The sequence below is a fragment of the Sphingobacterium sp. CZ-UAM genome (genome assembly GCF_002000245.1).
In the GTDB taxonomy this organism is placed as follows: Bacteria; Bacteroidota; Bacteroidia; order Sphingobacteriales; family Sphingobacteriaceae; genus Sphingobacterium.
Genome location: NZ_MTCM01000002.1, coordinates 426,743 through 444,551 on the forward strand (window position 1 = coordinate 426,743; position 17,809 = coordinate 444,551).

The window sequence follows — 17,809 nt, forward strand, 5'->3', positions numbered from 1 at the left end:
TAATGTTAAATGGCATTTACAATTGATTTAACAGGCAAGGTTGTCCTGATCACAGGTGGGATTTCGGGCATTGGGCTGGGGGCGAGCCTGCAATTTGCAGCGGCAGGTGCGACCGTCATAGCCTGTGCTGAATTGGCGTCAGATGATCAGGCTGTGGTTTCATTTGTTTCGGCAATGGAACCTTATCGGCAACGTACATTTTATTATAAAGCCGATGTGTCCAACGAGACAACTCTTAAAGAACTGGTCGTGCTCCTTCAACAGGAGCACGACCGTTTGGATATACTGGTATCGAATGCCGGACAGAATATCTTTAAGGGCCTGGATAATTGCACGCTAGCGGATTGGAACCAGAACAGCAGTTTGAACCTTGCATCTCATTGGTTGTTGGCGAGAGCGCTAAAACCGTTACTGGCACAAGCTTCACCGGGAGTGATTATTGTCATGGCTTCCAACCATGCTTACGCCTCCATCCCAGGTTGTTTTCCTTATAACGTAACCAAAGGAGCGCTCCTTTCACTTGTTAGGGCTATGGCGATCGAATGGGCCCCAACTATTCGTACCGTAGGGCTTGCGCCGGGCTTTATAGACACTCCCGGCAATCAAAAATGGTTTGACAGCTTTCCTGATGCTGATGTCGAAAGACAAAAGACGGTGGGTAGACATCCCGTCAAGAGACTCGGAACGCCCGAGGAGATTGGCGGCTGGTGTGTTTTCCTTTCCAGTACCTATGCTTCCTTTGCAAATGGAACTACCTATTTAATTGATGGTGGACGAAGTGCATTGATGCAGGAAGATTAACTCCAAGTGAACTCGCCGATCTTATAAATGGTGGGCGATACTTTGATATAAGAAGATAAACCTCAAGAAGAAATTGCCGATCAGGTCAGGCATAATAGAATGGTGATGGAAAAGAATTTAAAAGAAGCACGGGTCTTATTGGATATTCCCTGCCAGCTGGGAGAAGGAATGATGTGGAGTAAGAGGGAAAGATGTTTGTATTGGGTGGATATTTTGGACAAGCGCATCCATTCTTATCATTTGAAAAGTAAAGAGTCGGCCTGTTGGGATTTGCCCAGTTATGTGAGTAAGATTGTACCCTGGCCGGACGGATCGGGTAAGTTTCTTGTGGCCATGCAGCGGGGACTGGCTGTTTGGACAAAGGAAACGCAAGATTTGACAGTCGTAGCCGAGCTGGATTCAAGGGACGGTCAAATTCGTACCAACGACGGTGGAATAGATCCCGAGGGCAATTTTTGGTTCGGAACGATGCATATGCAAGCGCTGTCCGGTCAGGGAAAACTGATGCGTTTCCGCAACGGTATCTTGGAGACTGTTATTCCGGAAGTTACGATTCCCAACGGCATCGTATGGCCCAACAATAGCCCTTATTTTTACTTTATAGATACCTATACGCGAGAAATACGTCGTTATGCTCGGCCTGCCGCACTTGACACGATTAGGAAAGCCGGCAACACATTCAGCACCTTACTACGGGTGCCCGAGGAGTTAGGCATGCCGGATGGCATGTGTATAGGCCCTGATGGACATCTTTGGGTAGCGCATTGGGGCGGTTTCGCAGTCTGCAAATGGCATATTGAGACGGGCGAATTGCTGAATAAAATAGAGGTGGATGCACCTCATGTGACTTCCTGTTGTTTTGGCGGCCCTACAGGTAGCGATGTGTTTATAAGCACGGCTAGAGAGGGGCTGACTAACGAACAATTGGAATCCTTTCCTGACAGTGGAAAAGTATTTCATTTTAATTTAAGCGAGGGGAAATAGTCTAATAAATGTTGATAATGTTCAATTATTAGTCGCTAATTCTCTTTTTGTGCTACACCTAAATTTTTACGCCAATTAGTATAGCTGTAAACAAAAGTTTATTTATTTTAAACATATAGTAATCTTTAAAATATTGACTACTTTATGGTTTTTCAATAGGCAATTGGTTGTTTTTGAAGATGATATGATTTAATTACTGAATTATGAAAGAGAAATTGATGTTTGCAATTTGTGTAAGTAGCTTTCTTACACCTGTCTTCGCACAGAAACAAGTCGAATCGCCTGCGCTAGTGTTTAAAAATACTTATGCTATAAATCCCCATGATGGTCCCAACGATATTATCGCCAAGGCGGTGCATATTGTGCCGACGGATAAACAATATGAGGCGTTGAAAGATGAATTTATCGCCTTCATACATTTTGGCCCCAATACATTTACGAAAATGGAATGGGGGAGTGGAAAGGAAGATCCCAAGATATTTGATCTCAAAAATCTGGATACGGATCAATGGTGCGCTGCTATGAAATCTGCTGGCATGAAGAAAGTGATCTTCACAGCTAAGCACCATGATGGATTTGTTCTTTGGCAAAGCCGCTATACAAAGCACGGTATTATGTCTACGGGATTTCAGCATGGTAGGGGTGATATTTTAAGGGAGCTTTCACAATCATGCAAAAAATATGGGCTTAAACTGGGCGTATATCTTTCTCCTGCCGATCTTTATCAGATTGAAGATGCGAAAGGGCTCTATGGTAATCAAAGTGCTTATACGGAGCGTACTTTTCCAACTCCGGTAGCGGGCAGGCCCTTTAAAGACAAGCGAACATTTCGCTATAAGGCGGACGATTATAATGCTTATTTTCTGAATCAACTCTTTGAATTATTAACTGAATATGGACCTATTCATGAAGTCTGGTTTGATGGTGCGCATCCAAAAACAAAGGGTGGTCAACAATATAATTATGCGGCTTGGCGAGATTTGATTTCCAATTTGGCACCTAAAGCGGTTGTTTTTGGTAAAGAAGATATTCGTTGGTGTGGCAATGAATCCGGTAAAACGCGAAGTACCGAATGGAATGTGATTCCATTTGATGCAGACCCCATTAAAATGGAAGGTTTTCGTGATCTGACAGAGGAGGATCTGGGCAGTAGGGAAAAATTGTTTGACGCGAAGTTTTTACATTACCAACAAGCCGAAACCAATACATCGATCCGAGAGGGGTGGTTTTATCGCGATGATGTTTTTCAGAAAGTACGATCGGCAGATGATGTATTTGATATCTATGAACGTTCGGTAGGTGGCAATTCGACTTTTCTCCTAAATATTCCACCCAATCGTGAGGGACGTTTCTCGGATGAAGATGTAAACGTATTGAAAGCCGTGGGCGAGCGAATTCAATCGAGCTATAAAGACAACTTGCTCCGGGGGAGCGACCTCGACAAATCTCTTTTGGATAATAACGATAAAACAAATAAAATATTTCATGCGGCGACTGGGGAGCTTATAATTTCGTTGCCACATCAAATTAAATTGAATCGGTTTGTGATTCAAGAGGCTGTACATAGCAGTGGCGAACGGATAGAACAGCATGCGCTTGATATCTGGCAAGATGGTCATTGGCAGCAGATCGTGACGGCCACGAATGTCGGATATAAACGAATTTTGCGGTTTCCGACACAAGAGACAAGTCGGATCCGACTCCGCGTGCTAGGGAGCCGCGCCAATCCAGTGTTGGGCAGTCTAGGGGCTTATTATGTGCCTACACGACCGCCCGAACTGCACATCGCAAGGAATAAGGCAGGCAAAATAGCTATAACACCTGCGAAAAGTGAATTTGGCTGGAAACCACATCATGAGGACGTTCTCAAAAACCTCAATAGCACCTTTGAGATTTACTATACAGAGGATGGTACGGTGCCTTCAGCAGCTTCGCATAAATATATGGCTGAATTTGAAAGCAATGGTCATCTAATTAAAGCTGTCGCAATTGATAAGGATGGAGAAAAAGGAGCAATTGCACAGAAAGAACTTGGGATTCCCAAACTAGCTTGGCAACTGCAGTCGGTAAGTAGTACAATGGATGGCAAGAACGGTCGTGAAGCCTTTGACGAGCAGGACGATACCTATTGGCTGTCAAACGCGACTGGCCCCTCACAAGAACTGGTGGTCGATTTGGGGGCTGATTATTCCATAGCTGCATTTAGCTATACACCGCAACGCAAAAATGCCGAAGGTATGATGCAATCGGGAGCGATATCGGTTAGCCGGGATGGTACGCATTGGGAAGATACAGAGAGCTTCGAGTTTGGTAATTTGATCAATGATCCGTCTACACGCACATACCGGTTTAAAAGTGTAAAAAATGCACGTTTTGTAAAAATAGCATCTACGGTGATTGCCGGAAACGGTAAATCCTTAGCCATAGCGGAGTTTGATTTTTTCAAGCCTTGATTTTGAGTTGGAGCGTTTTGAAAGTGCTGGTAGGCCAACTGAAGAACTTGCGACTGGAATATTATCCGGAGAAAAATAATTAAAACTATTTTCCGATCAGCCTTGTTCGTAGATTGAATAGATATAAAGATGGATAAGAATTCGTAGGTTAATTAAAGGATAGTTTTTTTGGAGGCCGGAGCAAAATTGCTCCGGCCTTTTTCTATTGCATACGAAGGCTGTTTCGTGAACTGTACTCTCAACGTCGGACTTGATCAACGGATATAACTGCGCATTCAATTCAATGCCATGCAACCCGAAGGTTTTGTTAAAAGCCCTGTCCTGTGGAAAAATAGATTTTTCCTTGATCTTGCACGATGTACAATTTAATGTTATATTAACATCACAATTATAACTTTGCAAAAATCCTTTGGAAATCCGATATCGCGTACATATAATCAATGCGTCATGAAAGAACTGTCTGATAAGGAACTGTTTGATATTGTAAAAGATAACAATACCCAGGCATTTTCGGTGTTGTTTGATCGCCATGGAAATACATTGCTAAGCTTTATCTTAAAACGGATTGGCTCAATTACAGATGCGGAAGATATCCTTCAGGACGTTTTTGCCTCTTTGTGGAACCGGCGCCATAAAATCGAAATTGAGGATTCAATCTATCCTTACCTTTTCAAAGCGGCTAAATATGAGGTAATTGACTGGATGATCAAGGATCAAAAGCGGATCACGCATTTCGAGCGACTTGTGCTTCCATTGGAAAATGAACCCCTCGGCGAAAGCAATAGCGATGAGAAACTCATGGTGCAGGAACTATCATTGATGCTGGATCATGAAATCGCCAAAATGCCTACAACCATGCAGTCGGCATTCAATCTCAGCCGTGTGGAAGGCCTGAGCATTAAGGAAATCGCTTTCCGTCTATCCATCTCTGAGCAGACTGTCAAAAATAATATCTCCCTGGCTTTAAGTCGCTTAAAGCTGAAAACAAAATAAAAATCATTTTTTTTCGGTACTTCTAAAGTTTATCTGGGGTTATATAAATATATGACAGAAGATAATCAAAGAGAGCAGGCTCAAAAATTACTGAAAAAATATCTCAACGGAGAATGTAATCCGGATGAAGAAAGGATGGTAAGCGAATGGTTCTTTTCACTTGATGAAGAACCTGCAGTTCCAGCCATGGAAAAGGAGGCGGCATTGGCACGCGCCAAAAATGTGCTGATGCACAAATTTGAAGGTGAGATAAATAAGGTAAAACCCAAAAGCAATGTGTTTACCCTTAAACGGATAGCCATAGCTGCTTCAGTTCTTTTTGCATTAACGACAACGTTTTTACTGCTGCATCAAAAACAGAAAAGCACTGTACCACAGCTTGCCGCAATTACCGCAGATACTTCAGGCATGTTTAAGAATGATATCCTCCCGGGGGAGCGCTTTGCTAAACTATCCAATGAACGTGGAGAAACGCAGTTATTGGGAAAGGAAACTCAACCCGAAAATGTAAAACCCGACTTATTTAAAGGTAATCTCACATTGGAAGTTCCGGCTGCAGGCACTTATAGTGTCGTGCTGAGCGATGGAACAACAGTTTGGTTGAACGCTGCTTCTAAATTAGAATATCCGGATCAATTTGTTGGTGACGAACGCAGGGTGAAGCTGGTAGGTGAGGCCTTTTTCCAGGTGGCCAAAGATGCCAGCAGACCTTTCCGCATCGAAGTCGAAAAATCCGTTATCGAAGTACTCGGTACCAGCTTTAATGTAAATGCTTACCAAAAGGAAATCAGTACCTCCTTGGTGGAAGGTAAGGTGAAAATTATGAGCCAAGGGCACGAGGCTTATCTTTCTCCAGGAAATGAAGCGATCATCAGTGTCGATAAAATACGGGTACAGCCTGCTGATATACAAAAGAACACGGCCTGGCAACGTGGTGAATTTTTATTGGATGGAAGTAGCTTCGAAGAGATTATCAACCAGATTTCGCGATGGTATAATGTGGATTTTGTCAATGCCGAGAGCATTAGCCTGGACAATCGGTTTAATGGAACACTCAGTAGGGAATCCAGACTTTCGGAGGTCTTGAAAATTCTGTCGTACACAACAAACCGAAAGTTTGAGATCGATGGACGGCGTATCGTCATTCATTAATACACTTAATTTTTTACCAATTAAAATTTATAAAATATGATATAACCAGACGAATTAACCAAAAGGTCCAATACAATAGTAAAGGGGATGTTGACGCATCCCCTGTTGTAAAGAGCCAAATTTATTGAAGTGCGAATTCTATAGATTATTAAACCCTTAACAATTCAAAGTTATGAAATTTTTTTCTCCATTAATAGCATGGGGGGACCGGAGAAGTCATTCTTATACCCTAAGCATTAAAGTCGTATTGACTATGAAGTTGATTTGTGTACTGCTGCTGGCATTTACAATTGGTGCTAGAGCATCAGGATATGCGCAACAAGTAAATCTATCCTTGAAAAATGCTACGATTGAAACTGTTCTTAAGGAGATTTCCAATCAAACAAGGTTACGTCTGTTTTACGACGAAAGATTATTTGAAAATGCTTCGCGCGTAGATATTTCCGTGGCTGGATCCGATGTACGGGCTGCCTTGGCAAAAACATTGCGCGGGCGCAATCTGGTCTTTGATATCATGGGAAGTACCATTGTCATTAAAGAAAAGAAGCAGACAGACCGGGAGATCACAGGTATTGTCAGGGATGCTACCGGACCAATGGCGGGAGTGAATGTGACTGTATTGGGGGTAGCTGGAATATCCACAAGGACAGATCGGGATGGGCGGTACAGCATTCGTGTTCCGGATAAGGCCATCCTACTGTTTCGTTTTATGGGGTATAAGGATGCTGAAGTCAATGTCTCCGACAAAAATAGGGCTGATGTACTGATGGAAACCGCGGAGTCTCACCTGGAGGAGGTTATCGTGGTCGGCTACGGTACACAGAAGAAGATCAATCTCTCGGGTGCTGTAGACCAAATCGGAGAAAAGTTTTTAGAAAGCAGACCCATTACAAATGTAGGGACGGCTTTGCAGGGAGCCATGGCGAATCTGAACATTACACCGACATCAGGAAGAGCGAACAGCTCGCCGGGAATCAATGTGCGTGGTTATACCTCACTATCGGGTGGCGGGCCGCTTATCGTAATCGATGGGGTGCCAGCGACCAACGATGAACTTAACCGGATGAACCCCATGGATATTGCCAGTGTGACGGTGCTAAAAGATGCCGCTTCGGCAGCTATTTACGGCAGCCGCGCCGCTTTTGGTGTTGTATTGGTAACCACCAAATCGGGTACAACAAAAGATATCAAGGTGACTGCCAACTCGATTTTTGGTGCCAAGGCTATCACACGAACAGTAGAAATCGAGGACGATCCTTATCAGGTCATGAAATACAGAAATATCATGTCCGCTCCCTGGTACAACCTTTATGATGAGAAAATGCTCGAATATGGCAAACAGCTGAGTGAAAATCCATCATTGCCGCGTGTGATTGTCGATCCACAAAATCCAAATGCGTATATCTATCTGGGATCTACGGATTGGTTTAAGGAAGTTTATAAAGATATACAGCCTTCGTATACCAACAATATCAGCATTTCACAAAAGAATGAACGTTCCTCGTTTTATCTCTCGGGCGAATATTATAGACAAAATGGTATGCTGCGCATTAGTCCGGATACTTATGACCGCTATAACTTTAGGGTAAAGGGTGATTATAAAATCACGGACTGGTTTACCCTGTCCAATAACACCACTTTTACAAATAATAAATATGATCAGCCTTCGGCAATCGATCAGGGCTACCTCTATTGGCATAATGTCAACCGCCAGCCTTCACTAAATACAGTTTATAATCCTGACGGTACCTATACCGAAGCCGGGGTAAACATGATCGGCGCTGTTGCCGAAGGTGGCCGCAGCATCAGCCGAAATAACGATTTTCAGACGAGCTTCGGCGCAAAGATCGACTTCATCAAAAATGTATGGACCTTAAACGGAGATGCAACCTTCAGAAGGGTTTCTGGAAAATCGCATTTCTTTCAGCTGCCACTTGCCTATAGTACAGGTCCAAATGTGATGAACAAGCAAAACTTTAATAGTTATGCCTCCAATGGGAGTAACGAAACACGTTATAATGTGTACAACATCTACTCGCAATATCAACGGACACTTAACGATCATTATTTTTCAGTGATGCTGGGCTTCAACCAGGAAGAACGGATCTATGAGTCTTTTTCGGCATCCCGGGATCAGTTGATTTCCAATTCGCTGCCAACAATAGGACTCGCGACAGGTCAAACACCTTCTGTAGGGGCATCTGACTATGCCTGGTCTGTACGGGGGGCTTTCGCCAGATTGAATTATTCGTATAAAGATAGGTATATTCTTGAGTCTAACCTCCGCTACGACGGATCCTCAAGATTCCCTAAAAAAGATAGATTCGCATTCAATCCTTCGGTATCCGCTGCCTGGGTAGTTTCGCAGGAAAACTTCTTTCAGCCGCTGAAGGAAACAGTATCCAATTTTAAACTACGGGGATCGTACGGCTCATTGGCAAACCAGGATTTAAGGGACAACTATTACCCTTACATTGCCAATATGTCCAAGGGCAGCGGGGCGATCCTGGATGGAAAGATCGTTCCCATTGTAGGCAGTCCGGGTTTAGTGTCCTCGACCCTGACCTGGGAGACCATTACACAGTCCAATTTTGGGGTGGATATCGGTTTGTTTAAAAATCAGTTTTTTGGTTCATTTGACATCTATCGCCGCGATACAAAAGATATGCTAACCGCTGGCCGTACTTTGCCAATTGTACTTGGTACAGGTGTACCACTGGAAAATGCAGCCAACCTGAAAACCAATGGCTGGGAGCTGACACTCGGCTATAATAAAGAATTTATGGTAGCCAGTAAGCCATTTTCATTCTCCGCAAGAGTCAATCTAGCCGATAGTAGGGCCTATATTACCAAATACAGTAATCCTAAAAACAACTTAAACGACTATTATGTTGGCCAGGAATTGGGCGAAATGTGGGGACTGACGACCTTGGGATTCTTCCAGTCGCAGGAAGAAATCAAGGCTCACGCCAATCAAAATGATGTTACTTCGTATCCCGGCACGAGAGGCTTGGAACCGGGTGACCTCAAGTTTGCCGATATCAATGGCGACGGAAAAATCAACCGTGGCGACTGGACCCTGGACAATCATGGGGATTACAAGATTATCGGTAACTCCAGACAGCGTTACAGCTACGGGATAGATCTGAATTCGAGCTGGAACGGCATTGATCTGCGCGTATTCCTGCAAGGCGTCGCAAAAAGAAATTACTACCCTCCGGGTGGCGACCATTATTTTTGGGGTATCTATGCACAGCCATGGGCGAGCTTGACCAAGTTCAATCTGGACCATTGGACACCCGAGAATCCAAATGCCTATTTGCCAAGGCCAAAATCTTATGTGGCCGAACAGAGCGGTATCGAACTGGCTGCGACACAGACAAAATATCTGCAGAACGCAGGTTATTTAAGGGTAAAGAATGTGACCCTGGGTTACACCCTTCCAAAACTGATCACCGATAGATGGGGAATAGACCGGTTACGACTGTTCGTCAGCGGTGAAAACCTCTTTGAGTTTACTAAACTCATGGATTATCTCGATCCTGAAATTGTCGGCGACCGGACGGCATATCCTTTCCAAAGGACCTATTCGTTTGGCTTAAACTTTAATTTCTAAAATGACTATTATCATGCAAAATATAAAAAGACAAATTGGCAAGATTGGAGCGTTGTTGGGGATCTTATTTCTTATCATGAGCTGCAACGATGATTTCATGGAGCGGTATCCCACTACATCGGTTACACCGGAAGTGTTTTTTAGCAATATCAACGATCTGAAAACATATACAGATGGTTTTTATGGTAGTTTGAGTGCACCGATAGCGGATATCGGAACAGATAATCTGGCACATCACAATTCGGGAAGTACGATTGATGAGATTATGCGTGGCGGTGTAAATCCTCAGAATGCAGCGGTATGGAGCTGGTCTACCCTGCGAAATATCAATTTCTTTCTAGAAAATGCAGGTCGTGTGAAAGGCGCTAGCGCCACCGATGTAAACCACTATATCGGTATCGCCAGGTTCTTTCGTGCCCGATTTTACATGGATAAGGTCAATCAGTATAGTGATGTGCCTTGGTATGGTCAGACTATGGGAACTTCGGATATCGAGCTGCTGCACAAAAAGCAGGATAGCCGCACGCTTGTGGTAGATTCCATTATGGCTGATCTCGAATTTGCTGCGGCCAACATCAAAGCTGACGGCCACAAATCGACAGTCACCAAGTGGGGAGCTTTAGCCCAATTGGCGCAGTTCGCCTTGCAGGAGGGAACGTTCCGTAAATATCATACGTATTTGAACCTAAGCGGATCGGCCAATACATTTCTTCAGCGTGCTGTTTCTGCTGCCGAAGAAATTATGAAATCGTCCAAATTTTCGATCAGTACTGCGGGCGGTGTCAACCGTGCCTATCGGGATCTATTTATCAGCCTCAATCTGCAGAGCAATCCCGAGACCATCTTGTTTATAGATTATGATAAGGATTTAGGCCGAAGACGTAATGCGCATACGGTATTGGACTATGAATGGGCGCTTAGCCAAACGCTGATGGAAAGTTATCTGATGAAAGACGGAAAGCGTTTTACAGCACAGGCGGGTTATAAAACGAAAAATATTGACCAGGTATTCGTTGACCGCGATCCGCGTCTTGAACAGACTTTTATGAAACCCGGATTTCAGCCGGTTAATGCATCAGCTCCGCAGCGTCTTAAACCAACACTGGGGGGATACAATCAGATCAAGTTTTACCCTGAAATAGCGGATATGATCAGCTGGGAAGCTGCCTATACAGATGCTTTTGTATTCCGTTATGCCGAAATCCTGTTAATCTTTGCGGAGGCCAAAGCTGAGCTTGGGACACTCACGAGCCAGGCAGATCTCGACAAATCAATCAACCTCCTGCGGGCACGCGTGGGGATGCCGGCCATGCAGCTCGGAGAGGCGAATGCCAATGTTGATCCGGTATTGCAAGCTTACTACCCAAATGTAAAAGGTGGCAATGTGGGACTTATCCTCGAGATCCGTAGAGAAAGACGTGTCGAACTGGCTTGTGAAGGCCAGCGATATAGAGATGTCTTTCGCTGGGAAGTGGGCGAACGCCTAGCTGATCAACAGCAAGGAATGTATGTAAAAGCGCTGGGAGCAATGGACGTGACAGGCGACGGAAAAGTGGATATCGCCATACTCGAATCCGCAAAAGATACCGCCCCGATCAAAGATCTGACCGAAGAGGAAAAGAAGAATATTTCCCTGTATTATTTAAAGGATGCCAATGGTAACAATACGTCCATCTATCTTGAAAATGGAAATAGTGGACATATCATGTTTACCGTAGCACGAGACAAGAAGAAGACATTTGAAAAACCTAAATATTACTATTATCCGGTCGCCAATAGCCAAATGGTACTGGATGGCAGCAAATTGGTGCAGACAAATTTCTGGTAATTGGTCGATTTTTTTTGACAGTAAAGGTAAAGATAGGATCTTCCAAAGGATGGGAAGCATCCTATCTTTCCTTTTAGGGTAGATTGGGAATTTTGAATAGCGCGTATTTTGATAGGAGAAGGCCGATACACGAGTAACCTGAGGGCTAACAATAAATGTTCTTTCCATTCCAATAATATGTATTTTTGGTAAACTAATTCTAATCGATATTGTTAGCTATATGGTATATATTAAATCTATGATCCAAAACCTGTCGCTGTTTTTTTTGCTGTTATTTTCCAACACGGTATTTGCCCAGCAGGCGGATTCGGTCCAGGAGAGCTATATGGCAAAAATGGAACGTTTTTTTAAGGAATCAGAAAAGCAGAGTATACAGGATTTGAAAGTAGATAGGGCTGCTATCCGACAGAATAAAGTGTTGGAAGAGATCAAACTGTTGGCGAGTCAATCGCATACTTTTTTGAAAAAGGGCTATGATTCTGCACGTGTTAACAAGGAATTGGATAAGTTGATCGTTTTGCACAATATTGCAAAAGATGGCGTTTTTAGTCATAAAGGATCTGCCCAATCGTCCAGAAACCTTACCGTTACTTACAACATTTTAAATGCATTATCTGTCGAATTGCTAGCGAATAAAAAAAACATCGACAATTATCAGGACAGGCTGCGCAAGTATAGGCTTGAACTGGACTCGTTGAGCAATGATCCCTCGCTTTTTGTTTTCTCCCGTGATTCTGCTGAAGTTGCGCACTATATGAAAAAGCTTCGGGTCGTGGCCGTTGAGATATCCCCTTTAACGTTACAATTAGAAGAAGCGATAAATTACATTCAGGAAATCCAGAATAACATCAATATGGAAATGCTGAAGATAGCTGCCGACAAAGCTGAGATAGAGTTTTATCAAAAGGAATTGTCTATTCAGTCCAGCCAGCGTAATTTTGTCAATATTTGGGAACCAAGGAAGTTCGACAGATCAATACAGACCATTTTATATTTTTCAGCGGTTAAGGCTAAACTTCTGCTATCTTATTATTTGAAAGGCCATTGGGTAGCCATATTTCTGTTTTTAGTGCTAACCGTAGTTATTTTAACTTACATCAATTCGCTTCAAAAGAAAATTGAGGACAAAACCATAGCTTCCTCTTTTTTATTATTAAAACGTCCTGTTTTTAGCGGGTTGTTGATCGCCCTATGTATCTCGCAATTCCTGTTTCCTGCGCCACCTTTCATCTTGACTTATCTATTTTTGATAGCCAGTGGTATATTTCTTTCAGTGGTGATGCGAGGATATATTACTGCCTATTGGATGGGCATTTGGCTAACGTTTTTCATCCTTTTTATATTTGCCGGTTTGGACAATCTTATTCTACAGCCTTCACGGATAGAGCGCTGGGCAATGATTGTTATCGCATGCCTAGCAGCAACAGCTGGTATAACTGCACTGATCCATAAAAAACCGAAATCAGATCTTAAAGAAAAATGGATTTTATATCCCATCGGATTTATGGTCTTGCTCGAAATACTGTCCATTGTGCTCAATTCCTTTGGCCGATTTAACTTTAGTAAAGTCTTTATGATTGCCGGTCTGGTCAATGTGGTGGTGTGTATATTATTTTTATGGGTGGTTCGATTGGTCAACGAAGGCTTGCAATGTGCTTCGGCTTATTATAAGAATAAAGAGCGGAGACTTTTTTACTTAAATTACAATCGGGTCGGACAACGCGCACCATTATTTTTTTATGCTTTATTGGTGCTGGGATGGTTTGTGATATTTGGTCGAAACTTTTATGAATTCCGTTTTTTGTCGGACCCGCTGAATGAATTTCTGAATAGCAACTATCGCCTTGGGACATATCAATTTTCTGTTTTTAATCTGATTCTTTTTTTTATCATCATTAGCTGTGCTACGGTGCTGTCTAAAATCGTATCTTTTTTTGCTGCGGATTCGCAGTGGGTGAAAAAAGACAATTCGCAGGAAAAGCAGTTTCGGCTGGGAAGCTGGATTCTTTTGATCCGTATTGCAATTGTTGTTATTGGATTCTTTTTGGCTTTTTCGGCACTTGGCATCCCCGTTGAGCAAATCGGTTTGGTGATAGGCGCCTTAGGTGTCGGTATCGGCTTCGGCTTACAGACCTTGGTCAACAACCTGGTCAGTGGCCTAATTCTCGCTTTTGAGAAACCGGTTAACGTGGATGATCTGATCGAAATAGGGGGTAAAACCGGAAAAGTTAAATCCATTGGGTTCCGCAGCAGCGTCATTGGTACTGCAGAGGGTGCTGATTTGATTATGCCAAATGGCGATCTTCTCAATGCGCATGTCATCAATTGGAGTTCTGGCGCTTCACGAAAGCGATTCAGTATGCGACTCGAGGTAAGGTATGGTACTGATTTGGACAACATGTCCAGCGTGGTAAAGGAGGTATTTGAACAAAATAACAGCATATTACATTCGCCCGGCGTCGTAATACAGTATGCATCGGTGAGTTCGCAAGCTGTCGCCGTAGACATTTATTTTTGGCTAAGGTCAGGAGTGGATGGTGCCCAAGTAAAGAGCGACATTTTTTCCAGCATCCATGCCGTATTTCGAAATGAAAAGATTGAATTAGCCATGCCCATTCAGGAAGTTAAACTTGATAATGAGGGACTATAGCTATAGATAGCAGATTGCTGTTTCTGGCCAAATGAACCGCTTATAAATAGAGGATGTATTAAAATGCAGCAGACACATAATATTAAACTTAAATATACTAGCGATGAATTTAATTAAATTTTTACTACTTGTACAGCTCTTTTTATGGGGCGGGAAGAACGTGCTATCCGCGCAGCAAAAAGATGATATTATCTATCTCAGGGATGGACAACAAAAAAAAGGAAAAATCGTAACGATTGCTGATGATCTAATCAAGTTTTCCTATCCGGGTGAAAGCGTCTTATATGAGTTAAAGAAAGATAAAATTAACAAAATTGTATTTGCAAATGGTCGCGAGGAGGTATTTGAACAGATTGCCACTTCAGAAAGTACGACTTCAAATACATCGCTAAGTCCAAGCGGTAATACCTTGGCAGTCATTCCATTTGAAATTGCGAGTAATGACCAAAGCATTATGACCGATGCAATGCGAAAAAAAATACAAGAATCCTGTGTGGAAGCAATTCAGGGCCAAAAACTGGCAGTGCAGTTGCAGGATCCGCGTACGACAAATGCCATCTTGGCGAAAAATGGAATAAACTTTTCAGATATTGAGCATCACACGCCAGATGATTTAGCCAAGATCTTAAATGTCGATTACGTCGTCATGGGCGTTTACGACATCGAGAATAAAGGTGCTTCAACCTATGGATCTTCAGTTTCGACGTACGATGCAAAACAAAAAGGAGATAAAGAAAAAGGTACAGCGGTGACTTCAAATAATTCGTATACCGTAATAAATTACGATACAAAGGTACATTTGACGATCTATGATAATACTGGACGTCAATTGTTTTCGGACTCGCGATCACCGTTTTTTGGAAGTTTAGACTCTTACAAAGGGGCACTAAAAACTTTGGCGAAACGAATGCCACTAAAAAAATAGATTATGTCCCGGATTGGGATCTTTAGACCATCTATTAAACACTTCTTGTAGCTACTCATTGGAGTGTGTGTAACAATATCCAGGTATGTTGGCGTTTGTGTGGTCTATCTGAGCGGCAGGTTTAAGATCCGAAGCTAGGCTTTTAAGATCCAGGGTTAGGCTTTGCGTTTCAACTTGTTATTGCTAACTTTAGGGCAGGCAATTGTAACTTGATCATTTACTTGAAAAACGCATATTATACAACAGAATCAGAACTACTGATTCGCCTAAAAGCAGGTGATGAACTGGCTTTGGAGCAGCTGATGAGGAAATATAAAGGTCCCTTGGCTCTCTCCATGTCGCGTTTGATCAAGTCGCGCGAGGATATCGAAGAGCTGCTACAGGAATTATTTTTGCGGATCTGGAAAAATAGGGCCAACCTCGATACCGAACGTTACCTGGCCTATATGTATAAGATTGCTGAAAATTTGGTTTACGACCGATTGCGCAAAGCTGCACGCGAAAAAAGGCTGTCGGTAGACTATTTCACCCATATTATAGAAGCCTATTCCCATATTGAAGAGGGAATCTTTGGAAAGGAGATACTCGATGTGCTGCAACGGGGTATCCAACAATTGCCCGAACAGCGCCGAAGGGTGTTTGAGCTCTGCAAAATAGAAGGTAGGAGCTACGAAGAGGTCAGCCAGCTCTTGTCCATTTCGGTCGCAACAGTCAATTCCCATATCACCAACGCTAACGCTTCTATCAAAGCTTATTTCAGACAGCACCCTGAGCTGGCCTCAATGGTCCTGCTCACATTTTTATTCGCGAATATCAGTCCGGATACTTTCGCGGCTTCCCCGTTTTAATTTTATTTTCTAATGGCCTAATCTTTTTTAGAATAGGCTCATCGGCCCCCAGCCACTTCCTAAGCGTGGTGTTTTAATTTTTTTTACTTTTTTTTCAGATCGCTTCATTGGTTTTTTCATTGCGTTCGTATTACTAATAAAAAGAGCTATGCAATCTTCCCGTTTTTCCGAATTGTTTGAAGGCTATCTGACGAATAAACTGACTCCAAAGGAGATGTTGGAGCTAGAGACCTTGATGGCGGATGAAAAAAACGACGCGGGTCTACGGCAGCTGATCGGGCTGGAGTTGTCAAGCCTGGCTACGGCCGCACAGCAGCTTGATGGCCTGGACGGCGATTTGCCGGAACTGGAGAAAAAAGTATTGCAGACCATTCGGAAACCGAAAGCCAGGGCGCGCGTGATCCTGTACAATAAATGGATCCGCATAGCGGCGGTAGCTGTCCTTCTGGTGGGATTGGTACTTTCGGTACGTTATCTCGCCAATGAAGATGGACGGGCAGCGAAACAGGCCCGTATTATGCCGGGCGGAAATAAGGCAACGATCAGGCTGGGGGATGGCACGGTCGTAGATCTGAGCGAAAGTCAATCGGAAATCGTACTGGGACAGCATATCGCCTATGGGGACGGTTCGCCGGTGCGGGGATTGGCGCTCGGAAATGTGGACGGTCAAGAGCTGGCTATTGATGTTCCTAAAGGCGGAACCTACAAAGTCGCGCTTCCCGATGGCACGAGGGTCTGGTTAAACGCCGATTCGCGCCTGCGGTATAACTTGAGCCTGGCTGATGAAGCGAGAAACCTAAAACTGGAAGGAGAGGCTTATTTCGAGGTAGCACATCGCTATATTACCAAAGGTAAGGAAAAAATGCGGCAGCCCTTTGTGGTACATACTGCCGATCAGATCATAAAGGTATTGGGTACCTCATTTAACGTAACGGCTTATAAAGGCGAGCCGGACCGGACTACGCTGATCGAGGGGCGGGTCGAACTGTCTCTCCCTGACGGATCAAACAGGCAGTACCTGAAACCGAATCAACAGGCCCTCGTCAGCGGGGGAGCGATCAGCATCGCGGATGTCGAAAGCGCGGCTTACGTCTCCTGGAAAGATGGAACATTTAATTTTTCGGATGAATCGCTTGAGTTGATCCTGAACGAGGCCGCACGCTGGTACGATATTGAGGTTGACTTTGAAGAACCTCGTCTGAAGAAGTTGAAATTTGAGGGCATTATTCCCCGGTATGAGCGGCTGGAATCGTTGTTGAAAATTTTGGAAAAGACTGGTGCGGTCAGGTTTGAGCTCCAGGGAAAACTGCTGCATGTCAGGAAAAAATAAACCCAAATAGAAAAGAAACCTTAAAAAACAACTGGCCTATGAAATAAAACGACAGCAGAAAAATGATGCGAGAACGAAAAAAGGCAATAATCAGGGGCGTTTGCGGCGCCCCCGATCCAATTGTCAGTCGTGATCAAAACGCTCTTGAACAACACATTTTAATACCTAACCAACCAACACAAATGTATAAAATAAACAGGAAAGATGTACATTGGTTACCTAACCTAAC

General features: G+C 43.5%; 11 protein-coding genes. All 11 read left to right on the forward strand.

The window, feature by feature from the left end:
* Positions 1-9: 9 nt before the first annotated feature.
* A complete protein-coding gene (locus BWD42_RS11965) occupies positions 10-801 on the forward strand; it encodes an SDR family NAD(P)-dependent oxidoreductase (protein ID WP_077436575.1) in 792 nt (263 codons plus the stop codon).
* Between the two features lie 105 nt (positions 802-906).
* Positions 907-1,785, forward strand: coding sequence for an SMP-30/gluconolactonase/LRE family protein (locus BWD42_RS11970; RefSeq protein WP_175992042.1), 879 nt, complete (start codon positions 907-909; stop codon positions 1,783-1,785).
* A 203-nt stretch (positions 1,786-1,988) separates the two neighbouring features.
* On the forward strand, positions 1,989-4,238 hold the full coding sequence (locus BWD42_RS11975; protein ID WP_077436579.1) for an alpha-L-fucosidase: 2,250 nt from the start codon (positions 1,989-1,991) through the stop codon (positions 4,236-4,238).
* A gap of 447 nt (positions 4,239-4,685) precedes the next feature.
* Positions 4,686-5,231: an RNA polymerase sigma factor gene (locus tag BWD42_RS11980; RefSeq protein WP_077436581.1), complete on the forward strand. Its 546-nt coding sequence runs from the start codon at positions 4,686-4,688 to the stop codon at positions 5,229-5,231.
* 51 nt (positions 5,232-5,282) lie between these two features.
* The gene (locus BWD42_RS11985) at positions 5,283-6,383 is read left to right on the forward strand and encodes a FecR family protein (protein WP_077436583.1); all 1,101 of its coding nucleotides are present in this window, start codon (positions 5,283-5,285) and stop codon (positions 6,381-6,383) included.
* A 253-nt stretch (positions 6,384-6,636) separates the two neighbouring features.
* The gene (locus BWD42_RS11990; protein WP_254846226.1) at positions 6,637-9,999 is read left to right on the forward strand and encodes a TonB-dependent receptor; all 3,363 of its coding nucleotides are present in this window, start codon (positions 6,637-6,639) and stop codon (positions 9,997-9,999) included.
* 13 nt (positions 10,000-10,012) lie between these two features.
* A complete protein-coding gene (locus BWD42_RS11995; protein ID WP_077436994.1) occupies positions 10,013-11,827 on the forward strand; it encodes a RagB/SusD family nutrient uptake outer membrane protein in 1,815 nt (604 codons plus the stop codon).
* 238 nt (positions 11,828-12,065) lie between these two features.
* Complete coding sequence (locus BWD42_RS12000) at positions 12,066-14,477, forward strand: mechanosensitive ion channel family protein (RefSeq protein WP_175992043.1); 2,412 nt, start codon at positions 12,066-12,068, stop codon at positions 14,475-14,477.
* Positions 14,478-14,580: 103 nt separating this feature from the next.
* Positions 14,581-15,402 carry a hypothetical protein gene (locus tag BWD42_RS12005; RefSeq protein ID WP_077436587.1) on the forward strand — a complete coding sequence of 274 codons (822 nt, stop codon included), beginning with the start codon at positions 14,581-14,583 and terminating at the stop codon, positions 15,400-15,402.
* A gap of 221 nt (positions 15,403-15,623) precedes the next feature.
* Entirely contained in the window at positions 15,624-16,250 is a 627-nt protein-coding gene (locus BWD42_RS12010; protein WP_175992044.1) for an RNA polymerase sigma factor, read from the forward strand.
* Between the two features lie 148 nt (positions 16,251-16,398).
* Positions 16,399-17,580, forward strand: coding sequence for a FecR family protein (locus tag BWD42_RS12015; RefSeq protein ID WP_077436591.1), 1,182 nt, complete (start codon positions 16,399-16,401; stop codon positions 17,578-17,580).
* Positions 17,581-17,809 lie beyond the last annotated feature (229 nt).

Excerpts from the sequence above, each read along its gene's own strand:
- BWD42_RS11965 (WP_077436575.1), top strand. The coding sequence starts at position 10 with ATGGCATTTACAATTGATTTAACAGGCAAGGTTGTCCTGATCACAGGT.
- BWD42_RS11970 (WP_175992042.1), top strand. The coding sequence starts at position 907 with ATGGAAAAGAATTTAAAAGAAGCACGGGTCTTATTGGATATTCCCTGC.
- BWD42_RS11975 (WP_077436579.1), top strand. The coding sequence starts at position 1,989 with ATGAAAGAGAAATTGATGTTTGCAATTTGTGTAAGTAGCTTTCTTACA.
- BWD42_RS11980 (WP_077436581.1), top strand. The coding sequence starts at position 4,686 with ATGAAAGAACTGTCTGATAAGGAACTGTTTGATATTGTAAAAGATAAC.
- BWD42_RS11985 (WP_077436583.1), top strand. The coding sequence starts at position 5,283 with ATGACAGAAGATAATCAAAGAGAGCAGGCTCAAAAATTACTGAAAAAA.
- BWD42_RS11990 (WP_254846226.1), top strand. The coding sequence starts at position 6,637 with ATGAAGTTGATTTGTGTACTGCTGCTGGCATTTACAATTGGTGCTAGA.
- BWD42_RS11995 (WP_077436994.1), top strand. The coding sequence starts at position 10,013 with ATGCAAAATATAAAAAGACAAATTGGCAAGATTGGAGCGTTGTTGGGG.
- BWD42_RS12000 (WP_175992043.1), top strand. The coding sequence starts at position 12,066 with ATGATCCAAAACCTGTCGCTGTTTTTTTTGCTGTTATTTTCCAACACG.
- BWD42_RS12005 (WP_077436587.1), top strand. The coding sequence starts at position 14,581 with ATGAATTTAATTAAATTTTTACTACTTGTACAGCTCTTTTTATGGGGC.
- BWD42_RS12015 (WP_077436591.1), top strand. The coding sequence starts at position 16,399 with ATGCAATCTTCCCGTTTTTCCGAATTGTTTGAAGGCTATCTGACGAAT.